The organism is Burkholderia sp. AU32262 (assembly GCF_020419985.1).
Classification (GTDB): Bacteria; Pseudomonadota; Gammaproteobacteria; order Burkholderiales; family Burkholderiaceae; genus Burkholderia; species Burkholderia semiarida.
In genome coordinates this window covers 387,887-405,173 of the sequence record NZ_JAIZRS010000001.1, presented here as the reverse complement: position 1 = coordinate 405,173, position 17,287 = coordinate 387,887, and the positions used below count along the sequence as shown (strand labels likewise).

Here is a 17,287-nt window from a genome sequence, read left to right as displayed (position 1 = left end):
CCGGGTAGCTATGTTCGGAAGAGATAACCGCTGAAAGCATCTAAGCGGGAAACTCGCCTTAAGATGAGATATCCCTGGAGGCTTGACCTCCTTGAAGGGTCGTTCGAGACCAGGACGTTGATAGGTCAGGTGTGTAAGCGCAGTAATGCGTTCAGCTAACCGATACTAATTGCCCGTAAGGCTTGATCCTATAACAAGTCTGTCTCGATGCCCGTTAGCGCTTTAGCGCTTACGGACATCGAGCGTCGAGTGCGAGGCACTCGACGTACGACGGTTGAAGTACCGCGTACGTGTGAGATACAGCTCACAACCCAAATCAAGATTACTGCTTCTTCCAAGATTGGTTGCGCTGCGAAGCAACGCAACAACCCCCTTTGCCTGATGACCATAGCGAGTCGGTCCCACCCCTTCCCATCCCGAACAGGACCGTGAAACGACTCTACGCCGATGATAGTGCGGATTCCCGTGTGAAAGTAGGTAATCGTCAGGCTCCCTAAGCCAAGAACCCCCGCCCGAAAGGCGGGGGTTTTTGCATTTCGGCATCCCAAAAGGCCAGCGGCGAAGCATTACCGAGGCTACCTACGCCGAGTCCCGCTGCGACGTAATGAATAGCAGTGCAGACCGGTCAATCCTGCGCTCCGTTATTCTCGGGTAGCGGCCGTTGTACCGTCCTGAATCTCCTAGCACCTCCTTCCGCTAACCGTACCATCCGTCTTCAGGATCGATTCTGGCCAATATTGCACATTCGGCGACGATGTTGCGATGGCTGATGATGAGCGATGTTGATCGGGTGACATGCCCGGCAGAGCGGGAAGCAAGCCCTTCGGGGTAATATCATCGCTCGTCCCGATTCCCGGTGCTTTGCCTGCATCCGCCGGCGGTCGGCGCTTTTTGCATTCCGTCTTCTGCATCGTTCATGACTGACAGCCCTGCTCAAAGTGGTCGGACGACCGACTTCTTGCCGTATCTCGTCGCCGCGACCTTCTTCATGGAGTACCTCGACACGACGGTGATCGCGACCGCGCTGCCGCAAATGGCCCGCTCCTTCGGCGTCGGACCGAACGCACTGAGCCTCGGGATGACGGCCTACATGCTGGCGCTGGCGGTGTTCATCCCGATCAGCGGCTGGATCGCGGATCGCTATGGTTCACGCACCGTCTTTGCGAGTGCGATCGTCGTCTTTACCGGCGCGTCGGTGCTGTGCGGGCTGTCCGACGGGGTGATGTCGTTTACGGCTGCCCGGCTGCTGCAGGGTGTCGGCGGGGCGATGATGGTGCCGGTCGGGCGGATGATCGTCGTGCGCAGTACCGAGAAGGCGAGGCTGATGCGCGCGATCGCGACGATCACGTGGCCGGGGATCGTCGCGCCCGTCGTCGGGCCGCCGATCGGGGGCTTCATCACGACCTATGCATCGTGGAGATGGATCTTCCTGTTGAACGTCCCGTTCGGCCTTGCCGCGCTCGTTTGTACGTGGCTGATCGTCCGGAATACGCGGGCCGGCGAGCAACGGCCGCTCGACTGGGTCGGCTTCGTGCTGGCCGGAGGCGCATTGACCTGCCTGTTGATCGGCACCGAAGCGGCTGGCCAGCAGGATGTCGATTTCACGCGCGCGGGTGTCCTGGTGGGCGCGAGCGTGCTGTTCGGCATTGCCGCTTGGCAGCATGCGCGACGCTGCGCGCATCCGCTGCTCGATTTCACGACGCTGAAGGTGCCGACGTTCTCGGTGACCGTGATCACCGGCTCGATCACGCGGATGGCGATCAACGCCGTCCCGTACCTGCTGCCGCTGTTGTTCCAGATCGGCTTCGGGCTATCGCCGTTTCAGTCCGGCCTGCTGCTGCTAGCGAGCGCGCTCGGCAATCTCGGGATGAAGGCGGGCACGTCGTGGATCCTTGATCGTTACGGCTTCCGGCGCGTTGCGCTCGTCGACGTCACGATCGTCGGCATTTTCACGATCGCATGCGGCTGGCTAACTGCGTCGACGCCGTTGGCGATCACGCTGTTCGTCGTATTCGTCTACGGGCTCACGCGGTCGATGCAGTTCACGACGCTCGCGACGCTGGCCTATGCGGATATCCCGCCTCAGCAAACGAGCGCGGCCAGCACGCTGTGGAGCGCCGCGCAGCAGATGACGATCGGGATGGGGATCGCGTTCGGTGCATTGTCGCTGCGGCTCGCGGCATGGGGGCGCGGCGACGCGGCCGGCATGCACTACGTGCTCGACGATTTCCGCTGGGCGTTCGTCGCAGCGGGCGTGCTCGCGCTGCTGACGTTGCCGGGCTATGCACGGCTGGCCTCCGATGCCGGCGACCGGCTGCGGGCCAACATGGCGCGAGGATAGGCCGGACTGGCAATCGTATCGGCGGGGCGACAGGTGAGCGCGGATGTTTTGCAGCACTCACCCTGAAGGGCCGATTCGTTTCTGCGTGGATCGCTTGACGGTCGGCGCAATCGGTATTCAGTCATTGCGGGCACGCTGCCTTCTGGTCGATCGTGCTTTGTCGGAACGCTCTCGGAACGATAGCGTGCGGTGCCGCGGCGACCATGCATGCGATGCGCGACAGGGGCGGGACGAGACAGCAGCCGTCCGTCCCGATGCCCAATGCCCAATGCCCAATGCCCGCTATCCACTACCTCCCTACTGCGCGTCATGGAAGATGATGCCGACCGTATGGCGGTGGCCGCTTCGAATCCGGCTGACGCCGTGCCGCAGGTTGACGCGATAGACGCCGCGGGTTCCCTGCACGGGCCGGCCGTGTACCGCGAAGATCACCGCGTCGCCTTGTGTCAGCGGCACCACTTCCGCACGCGACTGCATGCGTGGTCGCTGTTCCGTCAGCACGAATTCCCCGCCACTGAAATCGCGGCCCGGCGCCGACAGCAGGATCGCGACCTGCAGCGGAAACACGTGCTCGCCATACAGGTCCTGATGGAGGCAGTTGTAGTCGTCGGCACCGTATTGCAGGATCAGCGGTGTCGGTCGCGTCTGTCCCGCTGCGTGGCAGCGGTCTAGGAACGTCGCATGGTCTTTCGGATAACGGACGTCGCATCCGAGCGCCTGGTTCCAGCGATTCGCGATCGGCGCGAGATGCGGGTAGATCGTCGCGCGCAGCTCGGCGATGACCGCGGGCAGCGGGTATGCGAAATACTTGTACTCGCCGCGGCCAAAGCCGTGCCGCGCCATCACGACGCGTGAACGATAGAGCGCATCGCGCGGATAGAGCGACGCGAGTGCATCGCACTCGCGTGCCGACATCAGGCCCGGCACGCGCGCGCATCCGTAGCGATCGAGCTCGGCACCGACGCTCGACCAGTCGAGGGTGTCGACGCGTTGCGCGATGTCCTGCGAGTCGACGGCGGGTTGCAGATCGGCAATGTTCACGGGCGTACCTCGGGGCATCGGCAGTGCGGCGTCGTGCGGTCGCGCACGGTCGGATTCACGATGAAAGTTGATGAACCCAGTCTAGCGGCGTCCGCGTGCCGGCGCGCTCCAGATTTTGCGCTTTAATTCGGGCCAGGAAGCATTGAAGGCGCGGCATCGACACACTGAATGTTGCGACGTGCCGGAGCGGAGAAGCGGAGAAGCGGAGAAGCGGAGAAGCGGAGAAGCGGAGAAGCGGAGAAGCGGAGAAGCGTCATATCCCACCTGCCGCGGCGGATAGCCGGCGATCGCCCGCCACCCGCCGCGTCCACGATCAGGCCAGCGACCGGAACAGCCAGTAAAGCCCTGCCGCCAGCGCGATCGACGCCGGCAGCGTCAGCACCCATGCGAGGACGAGGCTGCGCACCGTGCTCCATTGCAAGCCGGAGCCGTTCGCCGCCATCGTGCCCGCGACACCCGACGACAGCACGTGAGTCGTCGATACGGGCAACCCGTACACGTCGGCGGCGCCGATCGTCAGCATCGCGACGAGTTCGGCCGATGCGCCCTGTCCGTACGTCAGATGCTGCTTGCCGATTTTTTCGCCGACGGTCACGACGATCCGCTTCCAGCCGACCATCGTGCCGAGACCCAGCGCGATCGCGACGGCGACCTTCACCCACGTCGGAATGAACCTGGTCGCGTGGTCGAGCTGCGTGCGATAGTTGTTGATCGCGAGCTTGTCGTCGGCCGCGAACGCGGGCTGGCCCGACTTCTCGATCAGGCGAATGGCTTCGGAGACGAGATACATCGTGTTGCGCACGTTGTCGACGTCGCGCTGCGGCACGGCCGCCATCGAGCCCGACGCGCCGACGGCGGTCGCGAGCGACGTGGATAACTGCGCGACGGCCGGCAGCACGGCGGGCGTCAGTTCACGATGCTGCACGTAGTGTTCGACATCGGCGCGCGGGTTCGCGGACGGCGCGACGCCGTTCGTATACTTCCCGAACGTCGCGGCCGCCTGGTTCGCGACGGCCACGAAGGTCTGCGATTCGGCGGGCGTGACGGCCTTGTTCAGCGCATATGCGGTGGGCACCGTGCCGATCAGGATCAGCATGATGAGGCCCATTCCTTTCTGCCCGTCGTTCGACCCGTGTGCGAACGACACGCCGGTGCAGGTGAGGATCAGCAGGCAGCGAATCCAGAACGGCGGCGGCTGGTCCTTCGGTGGCTCCTTGTACAGCTCGGGAATCCGCACGACGGCCTTCAGCGCGAGCAGCAGCAGCGATGCACACAGGAAACCGACGATCGGCGAGAGCAGCAGCGACTTGCCGACGCCGAGCGCCTGGGCCCAGTCGACGCCGCTCGTGCCGGACGGCCCGTGCATCAGCTGGTTCATCAGCCCGACGCCGATGATCGAGCCGATCAGCGTATGCGAGCTCGAAGACGGCAATCCGAAATACCAGGTCGCGAGGTTCCAGACGATCGCGGCGATCAGCAGCGCGAACACCATCGCGAAGCCCGCGCCGCTGCCGACTTGCAGGATCAGCTCGACCGGCAGCAACTGCAGGATGCCGAAGGCGACGGCACCGCTCGAGACCATCACACCGAGGAAGTTCCACATGCCCGACCAGATCACCGCGACGTTCGGCGTCAGCGAGTGCGTATAGATCACGGTGGCGACCGCATTCGCGGTGTCGTGGAAGCCGTTGACGAATTCGAAGCCGAGCGCGATCAGCAGCGCGGCGCCGAGCAGCAGATACGGGAACAGCGTCCCTTCGCGGACCGGCGCCAGATCGGCGAGCAAGTGCGTGGCGATATAGACGGCGCCGAGCACGAGCACCAGCAGGAACGCGGCATAACCGATCTGCCTGTTGCGTGCGACGGAGCCGGGATGGTGCGGGGAGGACGAAGCGGGTTGATTCATGACGGCATCTCGTGAGGGAACCGCGTCCGATCCTAGCTGCGGCTAGCAGTCAGTTTGATGACAGTCGGGACGACGAACGGTGTGTCTTACGGGATGTAAGGAAAGCGGCGGCATGTGACGCGTCGGGGCGCATCGTCTACCCACATCGTGAACGAGACAGTGGCCTACGCACCCGTGTCGTGCACGTCGTCTGTCGCGACCAACGTCCAGCCGCCGGGCGACGCGACGAACGTCGTGCACGACAGCGGCGCGACGTCGAGGCGGGCGGCCGCCTCGCGATCCATCCGCAGCACGTGCGCGATGGCCGCGCGGACGATCGGTGCATGCGTGATCGCGACGACATCGTGATCGCGCGGCAATGCGGCCAGCCATGTGCCGACCCGATGCGCGGCGGCGTCGAACGATTCGCCGCGATGCGGCGACGCGGACGGCGAGCCGATCCATGCTGCAAGTTCGTCGGGCAGGTCGCGCGCGAGATCGTGCAGCCGCTTGCCGCGCCAGTTGCCGTAGTCGAGGTCGCGCAGCGCATCGTCGATATCGGCGTGCAGCCCGAGTGCGTCGGCCGTCTGCCTTGCGCAGCGTGCCGGGCTGCACAGCACGAGCGAGCCGGCAACGCCCATCCATCGGCCGCGCAACGCAGCGGCTTCGGCGAGCCCGAGTGCGTCGAGCGGATCGTCGTCGGGAAACGTGCCGGTGCGCATGGCGCGGGTCGATGCGTGCGCGATCAGGCGCAGCGAGGCAGGCAGGGTCATGTCGGTTGTCGGATGATCCGGAACGGGATGCGCTTGCCCATGTGGCATCGCTTCAATACGCGAACGTTCGCGCGTACAATTCGCCCGATACGAAGCGCGGAAGCCGGTGCAATTCCGGCGCGGTCGCGCCACTGTAACCGGAGAATCGATGATCCCGGAAGCCAGACCTGCCTTCGTACCCATCCATCATTTGTCGGGGCGCGATTCCCCTGAGGTGCATCCATGAGCGAAGCAGTGCTGAAGCCGGCGGTCGTGCCGGCGCCCATCCCCGTCCGTGAGCTGTTGCCGTGGGCCGTGTTCGTCGGCCTGATCCTGCTGCTCGCACTCTATTTCGTCGGTGCGGAACAGGGCGCGACGTCGCTCGTGCCGGGCATGGTCGTACACGAATTCGTCCACGACGGCCGCCATCTGCTCGGCTTTCCCTGCCACTGACGCGGAGTAAAAGATGGTCGGAAAGCTGCTCATGCGCGGGATGCTCGCCGGCATCGCCGCGGGCCTCCTCACGTTCGGTTTCGCGAAAATCGTCGGCGAACCGCAAGTCGATCAGGCAATCGCCTTCGAGGAAAAAACCACCGCCGCCCAAGGCGAGGCGCCGGAGCCCGAGCTGGTCAGCCGCCACACGCAGGCCGGCCTCGGGCTGCTGACGGGCGTCGTGACCTACGGCGCGGCATTCGGCGGGCTGTTCTCGCTGGTCTTCGCGTATGCATACGGGCGCGGTAGCCGCCTGCCGGCGCGCCCGCTCGCCGCGTGGCTCGCGCTGGCGGCGTTCGTCGCGCTCGTGATCGTGCCGAACCTCAAGTACCCGGCCAATCCGCCGTCGGTCGGCGACCCCGACACGATCGGCTATCGCACGGGCCTGTTTTTCCTGATGATCGCGATCTCGGTCGCGACGATGGTGTTCTCGGTCAGCGTGCGCCGCCATCTGCTGGCGAAGCTCGGGCAGTGGAACGCATCGATCGTCGCCGGGCTCGTGTTCGTCGCGATCATCGCGGCCGTGCAGATCGGGCTGCCGTCGGTCAGCGAGTTGCCGGCCGATTTCCCGGCGGCCTTGCTGTGGAAATTCCGCGTGGCGGCCATCGGCATGCAGGTGATCATGTGGACGACGATCGGCCTGCTGTTCGGCGCATGGGTCGAGCGCGGCGAGCGCGCGGGAATGCGCGCCGCCTGACGCGCGGGGCAACCGGGCGCGCCTAGCGCAGCATGCGCGGCGCGCTCCACGTCGATTCGCGCGCCAGCGCGACGAACGCCGCCAGATAGTCAATCGATGCATCCGCTTCACGGATGCCGAGGAAGATCTGCTTCGCGATGCCCTTCTTGCCGAGCTTGACCGGCACGACCGGCATCCGGTCCGCGTACTCGTCCGCGAGCCACCGCGGCAGCGCGGCCACGCCGCGCCCGCTCGCGACCATCTGCAACATGATGTCGGTCGTCTCGATCGACTTGTGCCGCCTCGGCACGATGCCGGCCGGCGTCAGGAACTGGTTGTAGATGTCGAGCCGATCGGTTTCGACCGGGTACGTGATCAGGATCTCGTCGGCCAGCTGCGCGGGCGTCACGTAGTCGGCATGCGCGAACCGATGCGAATCCGCGACCACGAGCACCTGTTCGTAGTCGAACACGGGATCGAAACGCAGCCCCGGCTTGTTCAGCGGATCGGGCGTCACGAGCACGTCGATGTCGTAACCGAACAGCGCGCCGATGCCGCCGAACTGGAAGCGCTGCTTCACGTCCACGTCGACGTCGGGCCAGCGCGACAGGTACGGCGACACGACCTTCAGCAGCCACTGGTAGCACGGGTGGCACTCCATCCCGATGCGCAGCGTGCCGCGCTCGCCCTTCGCGTACTGCTTCATCCGTTCCTCGGCGAGCTCGAACTGCGGCAGCAGCCGGTTCGCCAGCTTCAGCAGATACTGCCCGCCCTGCGTGAGCCGCAGGCCGCGGCCTTCCCGGTCCCAGATCGGTGTGCCGAGCTGCTGCTCGATTTTCCTGACGGTATGGCTGAGCGCCGACTGCGTGAGGTGCAGTGCATTGGCCGCCGCGGTCAGCGAGCCCTGACGCTCGACTTCACGAATGACGACGAGATGGAATCGTTCCAGCATGGATGGCGCTCATTCCACGAATACATGAAGAATGTTAATGGATGAATGAAATAATGCCATTTTATTTCATGGTTTGAAATCCCTATGATGGCTGCCGGATCTTCATTTTTCTCTGGACGGCAGCTTCATGGTCACGACACACAACCTCGGTTTTCCGCGCATCGGCGCGAAGCGCGAACTCAAGTTCGGTCTCGAACGCTACTGGAAGGGCGAATCGTCGCGCGACGAACTGAAGGCGCTCGGCGCCGAGTTGCGGCGGCGCCACTGGCACGACCAGCGCGATCTCGATCTCGCGCCGATCGGCGACTTCGCGTTCTACGACCAGGTGCTCGACATGAGCTTCACGCTCGGCAACCTGCCGAAGCGCGTGCAGGATTTCCACGGCGATGCGCTCGACAACTATTTCCGCGTCGCGCGCGGCCGTTCGGCACAGTCGGCGGAAGAACATGCGGCGTGCTGCGGCGGTGTCGCGGCCGGTGAAATGACGAAGTGGTTCGACACGAACTACCACTACATCGTGCCGGAGTTCCACGCGGACACGAATTTCTCGCTCGATCCGTCGCGTCTGCTGCAGCAACTGGCCGAAGCGAACGCGCAGGGCGTGCGCGCGAAACCGGTGATTCTCGGCCCCGTCACGTACCTGTGGCTCGGCAAGTCGAAGGACGATTCCGATCGCCTCGCGTTGCTGCCGAAGCTGCTGCCGGTGTACGGCGCGCTGCTCGACACGCTGACCGCGCAGGGCGTCGAATGGGCGCAGATCGACGAGCCGATTCTCGTGACCGAGCTCGATGCCGAATGGCGCCAGGCGTTGCGCACCGCGTACGCGGCGCTGGAAACGCGCCGCATCAAGCTACTGCTCGCCACGTACTTCGGCCAGCTTCAGGACAACCTGACGCTCGCGGCGTCGCTGCCGGTCGACGGCCTGCATATCGACGCGATCAACGCGCGCGACGAAGTCGACGCGCTGGTGCGTGAACTGCCGGCAGACCGCGTGCTGTCGGTGGGCGCGATCAATGGCCGCAACATCTGGAAGACCGACCTGAACGCGACGCTCGACTGGCTCGAACCGCTCGCGAAGCAACTGGGCGACCGGCTGTGGCTCGCGCCGTCGTGCTCGCTGCTGCATGTGCCGGTCGATCTCGCGAGCGAGGAGAAGCTCGACGCGGAAATCCGCTCGTGGCTCGCGTTCGCGCTGCAGAAACTCGACGAGTTGAAGGTGCTCGCGATCGCGCTGAACGAAGGCCGCGACAAGGTGGCCGGCGCGCTCGCCGCGAATGCCGCCGCGATCGATTCGCGCCGCCGCTCGCCGCGCGTGAACAACCCGGCGGTGAAGGCCGCGATCGCGCGCATCGACACGCAGCTCGGCAACCGTGCGAGCCCCTATACGCAGCGTGCGTCGAAGCAGTCGGCGCGACTGAACCTGCCGGCGTTTCCGACGACGACGATCGGTTCGTTCCCGCAGACCGCCGAGATCCGCCAGGCGCGCAGCCGGTTCAAGGCCGGCGCGCTGGACGAAGCCGGCTATCGCACGGCGATGCAGGCCGAGATCGAACGCAGCGTGCGCGAACAGGAGTCGCTCGAACTCGACGTGCTCGTGCATGGCGAAGCCGAGCGCAACGACATGGTCGAATACTTCGGCGAGCAACTCGACGGCTACGCGTTCAGCCAGTTCGGCTGGGTGCAGTCGTACGGTTCGCGCTGCGTGAAGCCGCCGATCCTGTTCGGCGACATCAGCCGCCCGAAGGCGATGACGGTCGAGTGGATCGCCTATGCGCAGTCACTGACGGACAAGCCGATGAAGGGCATGCTGACCGGCCCGGTGACGATCCTGAACTGGTCGTTCGTGCGTGACGACCAGCCGCGCTCGGTATCGTGCTACCAGCTTGCGCTGGCGATCCGCGACGAAGTGCTCGATCTCGAGAAGGCGGGCGTGCGCGTGATCCAGATCGACGAAGCGGCGCTGCGCGAAGGTCTGCCGTTGCGCCGCGCGCAATGGAGCGAATACCTGAAGTGGGCCGTCGAGTCGTTCCGCATCGCCGCGAACGGGGTGCAGGACGATACGCAGATCCACACGCACATGTGCTATTCGGAGTTCAACGACATCATCGCGTCGATCGCCGACATGGATGCCGACGTGATCACGATCGAGACGTCGCGCTCGGACATGGAGCTGCTCGACGCGTTCGACACGTTCAAGTATCCGAATGAAATCGGGCCGGGCGTGTACGACATCCATTCGCCGAACATTCCGACGCAGGATCACATCGTCGGGTTGATGAAGAAGGCGGCCGAACGGATTCCGGCGGAACGTCTGTGGGTGAACCCGGATTGCGGGCTGAAGACGCGGCAGTGGGCGGAAGTGATTCCGGCGCTGACGAACATGGTCGCCGCCGCGAAGACGCTGCGCAATCAGGTGCGGTGACGCAGCGAACGCGGTGCGGTACCGCCGCGATCGAGGATCGGACGAAAAAAACGACCCGCGGAAGCGGGTCGTTTTTTGTCATGCATGGATGTGCACCACGCGTCGAGCGCTACGCGGTGCGCGTGCCGCGCGGCAGCGCGTCGTTCGTCTTGCCGGGCGCACCCGCATCGTCGATGCGGACGCGGCGCGAGATCAGCCACACGCAGAGCGACGACAGCACGGCCGCACTCGTGTACTGGAGCGCGAGCGGCCACCATTGCGGCGCGGCGTGCTGCGCGATGATGGTCGCGACCAGCGGCGTGAGGCCGCCGGCGAGCGCGCCGCACACCTGGTACGCGATCGAGATCGCCGTATAGCGGATCCGCGCGACGAAGATGCCGCTGACGAAGCCCGCGACGACCGAGTAGTAGCCCGATTCCGCGAGCGTCGCGAGTCCGACGCCGATCGTGATCGACACCGGCGTGCCCAGGTGCACGAGCGGCAGCATCACGAACGGGACGATCATCGCCCAGGCGCCGGTGATCAGCAGCACGCGCGTGGTGCCGAAGCGCTGCGCGAGGAACGCGGCCGCGAGCTGCACGACGAACTGCAGCACCGCGACGATCGTCATGCAATGCAGCACCATCGACCGGTCGAGCGACAGGAATTGCGTCGCATAGCTGATCATGAAGATGTTGCTGAAATACACGCCGGCGATCCCGTAAACGTTCGCGCCGATCGCGAGCAGCAGCAGCGGCCAGACCTTGAGCGCTTCGCGCAGCGGTTTTTGCGCGATGTTGCCGCTCTTCCTGACTTCCTCGAACTCGGGCGATTCCGACACGCTCGCGCGGATCACGAAGCCGACGATCAGCAGCACGGAACTCGCGAGGAACGGCACGCGCCAGCCCCAGCTCATCATGTCGTCCTTCGACAGCGTGCTGATCGCGCCGAACGCGAGCATCGACAGGATCAGGCCGCTCGCGCTGCCCAACTGCGCGAACGACGCGAAGAACGTGCGCTTGCCCTCGGGTGCATGCTCGCCGGCGAGCAGCACCGCGCCGCCCCATTCGCCGCCGACCGCGATGCCTTGCAGCACGCGCATCAGCACGAGCAGGATCGGTGCGATCACGCCGGCTTGCGCATGGGTGGGCAGCAGGCCGATCGCGACCGTCGACACGGCCATCAGCATCAGCGTCGCGAGCAGCGAGCGCTTGCGGCCGAAGCGGTCGCCCAGATAGCCGAACATCACGCCGCCGAGCGGCCGCGCGAAGAAACCGACCGCGAACGAGCCGAACGATGCGAGCAGGCTGATGAAGCGGTTTTCGCCGGGAAAGAACAGCGGCCCGAACACGATGGCGGCGGCGGTCGCATAACTATAGAAGTCGTACCACTCGATCGTGGTGCCGACGAACGAAGCGAGCGCCGCACGCTTCGGTTGCTTGGCGGAAGTCCCCATCTTGGTGTGTGCTCCTCTGGAATCCTCTGATTTGGAATAGTGGCGGCGCCGGGATCAGTCGCGGTAGGCGACGCCCGGCAGCACGCACAGCAGCTCGTACGCGAGGTTCGCGCCGAGCAGCGCCGTGGTGCCGAACGGGTCGTACGGCGGCGCGACTTCGACGAGATCGCAGCCGACGATGTTCAGCCCCTTCGCGCCGCGGATGATCTCGAGCGCTTGCGGCACCGTGAGGCCCGCGATTTCCGGCGTGCCGGTGCCCGGTGCGTAGGCCGGGTCGATGCCGTCGATGTCGAACGTGATGTAGACGGGCGTGTCGCCGATGCGCGCGCGCACTTCTTCCATCAGCGGCGCGAGCGATTTGTTCCAGCATTCCTCGGCCTGGACGACGCGGAAGCCCTGCTCGCGGCACCAGTCGAAATCCTCGGCCGCGTAGCCGGTGCCGCGCAGGCCGATCTGCGTGACCTTGTCGCCGTGCAGCAGCCCTTCCTCGACCGCGCGGCGGAATGGCGTGCCGTGCGCGATCTTTTCGCCCATCATCGTATCGTTCACGTCGGCGTGTGCATCGACGTGGATCAATGCAACCTTGCCGTGCTTGCGGTGGATCGCGCGCAGGATCGGCAGCGCGATCGTATGATCGCCGCCGAGCGTGATCGGCTTGCAGTCGTGCTCGAGAATCGCGTCGTACGCGGCCTCGATGCGGGCGATCGAATCGTGCAGGTTGTACGGGTTGACCGCGACGTCGCCGATGTCGGCGATCTGCAGCGAATCGAAGGGCGCCGCGCGCGTGGCCATGTTGTACGGACGCAGCAGCACCGATTCGGTGCGGATCTGGCGCGGGCCGAAGCGCGCGCCGGTGCGGTTCGACGTACCGAGATCGAACGGCACGCCGACGAAACATGCGTCGAGGCCTTCGGCGCTCGCCACGTGCGGCAGGCGCATCATCGTCGCGATGCCGCCGGAGCGCGGCATTTCATTGCCGCCGAGCGGCTGGAAATGGGTGTGGTCGTTCATGGGGTCGTCTCTTCCGGTGTGGGGTTGCCGTATCATGCGACGCGGCCTGGCGCACAGTTTTACGCGCTCCTCGGGCAAAGAAGAATGCGAAGATATCGACGTAAACATCGATCTTCATCGATGTATGGAAGGGGATGAACGTGCTGGGGAATCTGTCGACCCTCGATCTGCGGTTGATCCGCGTGTTTCTCGCGGTCACGGACGCGGGCGGCGTGTCGGCCGCGCAGGCGATGCTGAACGTCGGCCAGTCGACGATCAGCGCGCAACTGTCGTCGCTCGAGACGCGGCTCGGCTACCGGCTGTGCGAGCGCGGCCGCAGCGGCTTCCGGCTCACGCCGAAGGGCGAACGGTTCCACGCGATGAGCCGCAAGCTGCTCGCGGCGCTCGACGAATTCGGGATGGCCGCGCGGCACATGGATCGCCAACTGGTCGGCACGCTGAACATCGGCCTGATCGGCCATACGCCGGTGAGCCAGAACGCGCGGATCGCCGAAGCCATCGCCGCGTTCCGCACGCGCGACGAGGCGGTGCGCTTCTCGATCTCGGTGCGCGCGCCCGGCGATCTCGAGGAAAAGCTGCTGAGCAACGAGATCCAGATCGCGGTCGGCTATTTCTGGCATCGCGTGCCGACGCTGCACTACACGCCGCTGTTCATCGAGCGGCAGGTCGCCTACTGCGGCCGCGGCCATCCGCTGTTCGACGGCGCCGGCACGCTGACGCCGGCCGACGTCGCCGGCTTCGAGTGGGCGTGGCGCTCGTATCCGCTGCCGGAAGCGCAGATGTCGACGACGCCCGATCGCGTGACCGCGACCGCGGACAACATGGAGGCCGTCGCGCTGCTGATCCTGTCAGGCCATCACCTCGGCTACCTGCCGCAGCACTTCGCGGCGCCCTATGTGGCGCAGGGCCTGCTCGCGCCGCTCAATCCGGAGCAACTGCACTACGAGGTCACGTTCCACATGGTCGTGGCGCGCGACGGACGCGGCGATCCGGTGGTCGAAGCGTTTCTCGAGGATCTCGAGCGCGCGCATCAGGCGCCCGACGTGGTGTGACGCCGGCGCGGCCGACCCGGTGAACGCGCGTTGCGCGCGGGCGGCTTGCCGGCCAGCCATGCATCACGGCACCGGCAACCCCGCAACGTGCTTCACCTCGCGCAGCGACAGCGCCGATTCGATCGACGTCACGCCCGGCAGCATCCGCAGCGAATCGCGCAGGAACGTGCCGTAATCGTCGAGATCGCGCGCGACCACCTGCAACAGGTAGTCGGCGGTGCCCGCGACGTTGTGGCAGGCCAGGATCCGCTCGATGCCGAGCACTTCCCGTTCGAACCGGTCGGCGACCTTGCGGTCGTGCGTCGCGAACCGCACGAGCACGAACGCGACCACGCCGAAACCGAGCGCCTGGCGCGACAGTTGCGCGCGGTAGCGCTCGATGTAGCCGTCGTTTTCCAGACGTTTGAGGCGCCGCGCGCAAGGCGTCTCGGACAGGCCGACGGATTCGGCGAGCCGCGCGATCGGCAGGCGGCCGTCGCGCTGCACCGCGGCGAGGATCGCGCGGTCGGTTTTGTCGAGGTCGATCATTTTGGCGGAATCCTTGTCGTGACCCCGTGATTGTGGCGGATTCCGCTGCGACTCGCCATTCCTGAGCCGCAAATGGCCAATAATCCCTCTGCCTTCGGCGGCAACATATCGTCATTGAAGGACGAGGGGCAGACCATGATTTCCACGCATTTGCTGTTGATTTATCTCGCCGCGCTGGCGGCCATTTATGCGGTGCCGGGGCCGGACATGGCGCTCGTGCTGCAAACCAGCATCGGCCGCGGCGTGCGGCCGGGGATGGCGGCGGCCGCCGGCCTGTCGCTCGCCCGCACCGTGCACGTGACGCTGTCGGCATGCGGCGTCGCGGCGCTGATCCGCGGCGCGCCGTGGCTGTACGAGGTGATCCGCTACGGCGGCGCGCTCTATCTCGCGTATGTCGCGATCCAGGTGTTCCGCTCGCCCGTGTTCGCGCTCGGCGACGGCGACGCGGCGGCGGGCGAACTGCGGCAGTCGTTCGTGAAGGGATTGCTGACCAATCTGCTGAACCCGAAGGCGCTGTTGTTCTGCTCGGTGCTGCTGCCGCAGTTCGTGCGGCCCGAGGTCGGGCCGGTCGTCTGGCAGATGTTCGAGCTCGGTGCGCTGCTGGTGGCGGCCGGCGTGTGCTTCGACCTCGCGTGCGTGTTCGGCGCGTCGCGCATCGCGGCGTGGATGCGTGCGCATCCGCTCGCGCAGACGGTGCAGCGCTGGACTTTCTCCGCGGCGTTGATCGGTTTCGCGCTGCGGTTGTCGATGGACTGAGCGTTGCGCCGACATGGCCGCCGGCGGGGCGATCGGCCGCGCGGGCGGGCCATGCACGAATCGATTCAGGCCGCGCGCGATGCCGGCCTTCGCGCAAACGCTTGCCGCAGAAGGGCGTGCGCGCAAATCGTCTGACTGTTCTAAACTTCCTCTGACTTCGCGTGATCGCGAACGCGCCGTCGCGAACGCGCCGTCGCAAACGCGCCGTCGCGAATCGACTGACCGAACGGAACCGTCGTCCGCAGGCTATGTCCGATTTCCTGGCTGTTCCGTGCAACGCGGTACCAAGGAGAGTCTGAACATGGCAAGGCATCTTCAAGCCGACCGTGAACCCCGCATCGTCGCCGAGTCCAAGTGTCTCGGCCAGTGCGATCCGGCAGAACGCATCCACGTCACGATCATGTTGCGGCGGCAGGAAGAAGGGCAACTCGATGCATTGGTCCACCAGCTCGCCACCGGCGACGCCCGTGCAAAACCGGTGTCGCGCGACGCATTCGCGCAGCGTTTCTCCGCCAATCCCGACGACATCCGCAAGACCGAGGAATTCGCGCATCGTCATCAACTGACGGTCGATCGCGTCGACCCGGTCGAAAGCGTCGTCGTGGTGTCCGGCACGATCGCGCAGTTCGAAGCCGCGTTCAGCGTGAAGCTCGAGCGTTTCGAGCATCGGTCGATCGGCCAGTATCGCGGCCGCTCGGGCCCGATCGCGCTGCCCGACGAGCTCGGCGACGCGGTAACCGCCGTGCTCGGCCTCGACAGCCGCCCGCAGGCGCGGCCGCACTTCCGCTTCCGTCCGCCGTTCAAGCCTGCGCGCGGCGCGGCGGCCGTCACGTTCACGCCGATCCAGCTTGCGTCGCTGTACGACTTTCCGGCCGGCGACGGCGCCGGGCAATGCATCGCGATCATCGAACTCGGCGGCGGCTATCGCGCGGCGGACATCCAGCAGTATTTCCGCGGGCTCGGGATCACGACGCCGCCGACGCTCGTCGACGTGAACGTCGGCACCGGCCGCAATGCGCCGACCGGCGAGCCGAACGGGCCGGACGGCGAAGTCGCGCTCGACATCGAGATCGCCGGCGCGATCGCACCGGCCGCGAAGATCGCCGTCTACTTCGCGCCGAACAGCGACGCGGGCTTCATCCAGGCCGTCAACGCGGCCGTCACCGACAAGACCCACCGGCCTTCCGTGATCTCGATCAGCTGGGGCGGCCCGGAAGCGATCTGGCAGGCGCAGTCGGCACACGCGTTCAACCGCGTGCTGCAGGCGGCCGCCGCGCAGGGCATCACCGTATGCGCGGCGTCGGGCGACAGCGGCTCGGGCGACGGGCTGCAGGATGGCGCCGATCACGTCGATTTCCCGGCGTCGAGCCCGTACGTGCTCGGCTGCGGCGGCACGCAGCTCGATGCGCTGCCCGGGCAGGGCATCCGCAGCGAGGTCACGTGGAACGACGAGGCGTCGGGCGGCGGCGCGGGCGGCGGCGGCGTCAGTTCGCTGTTCGACCTGCCGGCGTGGCAGCAGGGGCTGAAGGTCGCACGCGCCGACGGCACCGCCACGCCGCTCGCCAAGCGCGGCGTGCCGGACGTGGCCGGCGATGCGTCGCCGCAGACGGGCTACGAAGTGTCGGTCGCCGGCACGCCCGCGGTGATGGGCGGCACGAGCGCGGTCGCACCGCTGTGGGCCGCGCTGATCGCGCGGATCAATGCGGCGGCCGGCGCATCGGCCGGCTGGATCAATCCGGTGCTGTACAAGCATCCGGACGCGTTGCGCGACATCACGAAAGGATCGAATGGCACCTATGCGGCCGCGGCCGGCTGGGACGCGTGCACGGGGCTCGGCAGCCCCGACGGTGCGAAACTGGCGGCGCTCCTTGCGCGCAAGCCGTCGAGCTGACGCGCCGGTACCTGCCTTTACTTTCGACGCGGGTGATCTTCCCGCGTCTTTTT

General features: G+C 66.1%; 14 protein-coding genes, 2 rRNA genes and 1 riboswitch. Of the genes, 9 read left to right on the top strand and 7 right to left on the bottom strand.

Annotated features, from left to right (window positions below):
- The 3 genes from LGN10_RS01665 to LGN10_RS01655 form a co-directional block, all read left to right on the top strand.
- Window positions 1-190: ribosomal RNA gene (locus LGN10_RS01665) — 23S ribosomal RNA — on the top strand; the annotation flags it as partial.
- 187 nt (window positions 191-377) lie between these two features.
- A 5S ribosomal RNA gene (gene rrf, locus LGN10_RS01660) occupies window positions 378-490 on the top strand.
- 426 nt (window positions 491-916) lie between these two features.
- On the top strand, window positions 917-2,341 hold the full coding sequence (locus LGN10_RS01655; RefSeq protein WP_226221390.1) for a DHA2 family efflux MFS transporter permease subunit: 1,425 nt from the start codon (window positions 917-919) through the stop codon (window positions 2,339-2,341).
- Between the two features lie 297 nt (window positions 2,342-2,638).
- Here LGN10_RS01655 and LGN10_RS01650 read toward each other — a convergent pair whose 3' ends face one another.
- From LGN10_RS01650 to LGN10_RS01640, 3 genes are all read right to left on the bottom strand, one after another.
- Window positions 2,639-3,400 carry a 2OG-Fe(II) oxygenase gene (locus LGN10_RS01650; protein WP_226221388.1) on the bottom strand — a complete coding sequence of 254 codons (762 nt, stop codon included), beginning with the start codon at window positions 3,398-3,400 and terminating at the stop codon, window positions 2,639-2,641.
- 295 nt (window positions 3,401-3,695) lie between these two features.
- Entirely contained in the window at window positions 3,696-5,288 is a 1,593-nt protein-coding gene (locus LGN10_RS01645; RefSeq protein ID WP_226221386.1) for an inorganic phosphate transporter, read from the bottom strand.
- 164 nt (window positions 5,289-5,452) lie between these two features.
- A complete protein-coding gene (locus LGN10_RS01640; RefSeq protein WP_226221384.1) occupies window positions 5,453-6,040 on the bottom strand; it encodes a histidine phosphatase family protein in 588 nt (195 codons plus the stop codon).
- A 46-nt stretch (window positions 6,041-6,086) separates the two neighbouring features.
- Window positions 6,087-6,230: riboswitch (cobalamin riboswitch) on the top strand.
- Between the two features lie 32 nt (window positions 6,231-6,262).
- Here LGN10_RS01640 and LGN10_RS01635 point away from each other — a divergent pair.
- Both LGN10_RS01635 and LGN10_RS01630 read left to right on the top strand, forming a co-directional pair.
- Complete coding sequence (locus LGN10_RS01635; RefSeq protein ID WP_034175140.1) at window positions 6,263-6,472, top strand: CbtB domain-containing protein; 210 nt, start codon at window positions 6,263-6,265, stop codon at window positions 6,470-6,472.
- Between the two features lie 13 nt (window positions 6,473-6,485).
- A complete protein-coding gene (locus LGN10_RS01630; RefSeq protein ID WP_059575577.1) occupies window positions 6,486-7,208 on the top strand; it encodes a CbtA family protein in 723 nt (240 codons plus the stop codon).
- 22 nt (window positions 7,209-7,230) lie between these two features.
- Here LGN10_RS01630 and LGN10_RS01625 read toward each other — a convergent pair whose 3' ends face one another.
- Window positions 7,231-8,139, bottom strand: coding sequence for a LysR family transcriptional regulator (locus LGN10_RS01625; RefSeq protein WP_099317839.1), 909 nt, complete (start codon window positions 8,137-8,139; stop codon window positions 7,231-7,233).
- A 127-nt stretch (window positions 8,140-8,266) separates the two neighbouring features.
- Between LGN10_RS01625 and metE the strand changes: the two genes are divergently transcribed.
- The gene (metE, locus tag LGN10_RS01620) at window positions 8,267-10,561 is read left to right on the top strand and encodes a 5-methyltetrahydropteroyltriglutamate--homocysteine S-methyltransferase (protein WP_124658417.1); all 2,295 of its coding nucleotides are present in this window, start codon (window positions 8,267-8,269) and stop codon (window positions 10,559-10,561) included.
- Between the two features lie 109 nt (window positions 10,562-10,670).
- Here metE and LGN10_RS01615 read toward each other — a convergent pair whose 3' ends face one another.
- The gene (locus LGN10_RS01615) at window positions 10,671-11,996 is read right to left on the bottom strand and encodes an MFS transporter (protein WP_059575570.1); all 1,326 of its coding nucleotides are present in this window, start codon (window positions 11,994-11,996) and stop codon (window positions 10,671-10,673) included.
- A gap of 54 nt (window positions 11,997-12,050) precedes the next feature.
- Window positions 12,051-13,007 (bottom strand): agmatinase, encoded by a 957-nt coding sequence (gene speB, locus LGN10_RS01610; protein WP_059643522.1) that lies wholly within the window; start codon window positions 13,005-13,007, stop codon window positions 12,051-12,053.
- A gap of 140 nt (window positions 13,008-13,147) precedes the next feature.
- On the opposite strand from speB, the gene LGN10_RS01605 reads away from it, so the two are divergent.
- Window positions 13,148-14,059 carry a LysR family transcriptional regulator gene (locus LGN10_RS01605; RefSeq protein WP_226221397.1) on the top strand — a complete coding sequence of 304 codons (912 nt, stop codon included), beginning with the start codon at window positions 13,148-13,150 and terminating at the stop codon, window positions 14,057-14,059.
- Between the two features lie 63 nt (window positions 14,060-14,122).
- Here the strand turns inward: LGN10_RS01605 and LGN10_RS01600 are convergent, their stop codons facing one another.
- A complete protein-coding gene (locus LGN10_RS01600; RefSeq protein ID WP_226221382.1) occupies window positions 14,123-14,587 on the bottom strand; it encodes an Lrp/AsnC family transcriptional regulator in 465 nt (154 codons plus the stop codon).
- A 135-nt stretch (window positions 14,588-14,722) separates the two neighbouring features.
- On the opposite strand from LGN10_RS01600, the gene LGN10_RS01595 reads away from it, so the two are divergent.
- A complete protein-coding gene (locus LGN10_RS01595; RefSeq protein ID WP_059643529.1) occupies window positions 14,723-15,343 on the top strand; it encodes a LysE family translocator in 621 nt (206 codons plus the stop codon).
- A 301-nt stretch (window positions 15,344-15,644) separates the two neighbouring features.
- Window positions 15,645-17,234 carry a protease pro-enzyme activation domain-containing protein gene (locus LGN10_RS01590; protein WP_059575564.1) on the top strand — a complete coding sequence of 530 codons (1,590 nt, stop codon included), beginning with the start codon at window positions 15,645-15,647 and terminating at the stop codon, window positions 17,232-17,234.
- The last annotated feature ends 53 nt before the right edge of the window (window positions 17,235-17,287 follow it).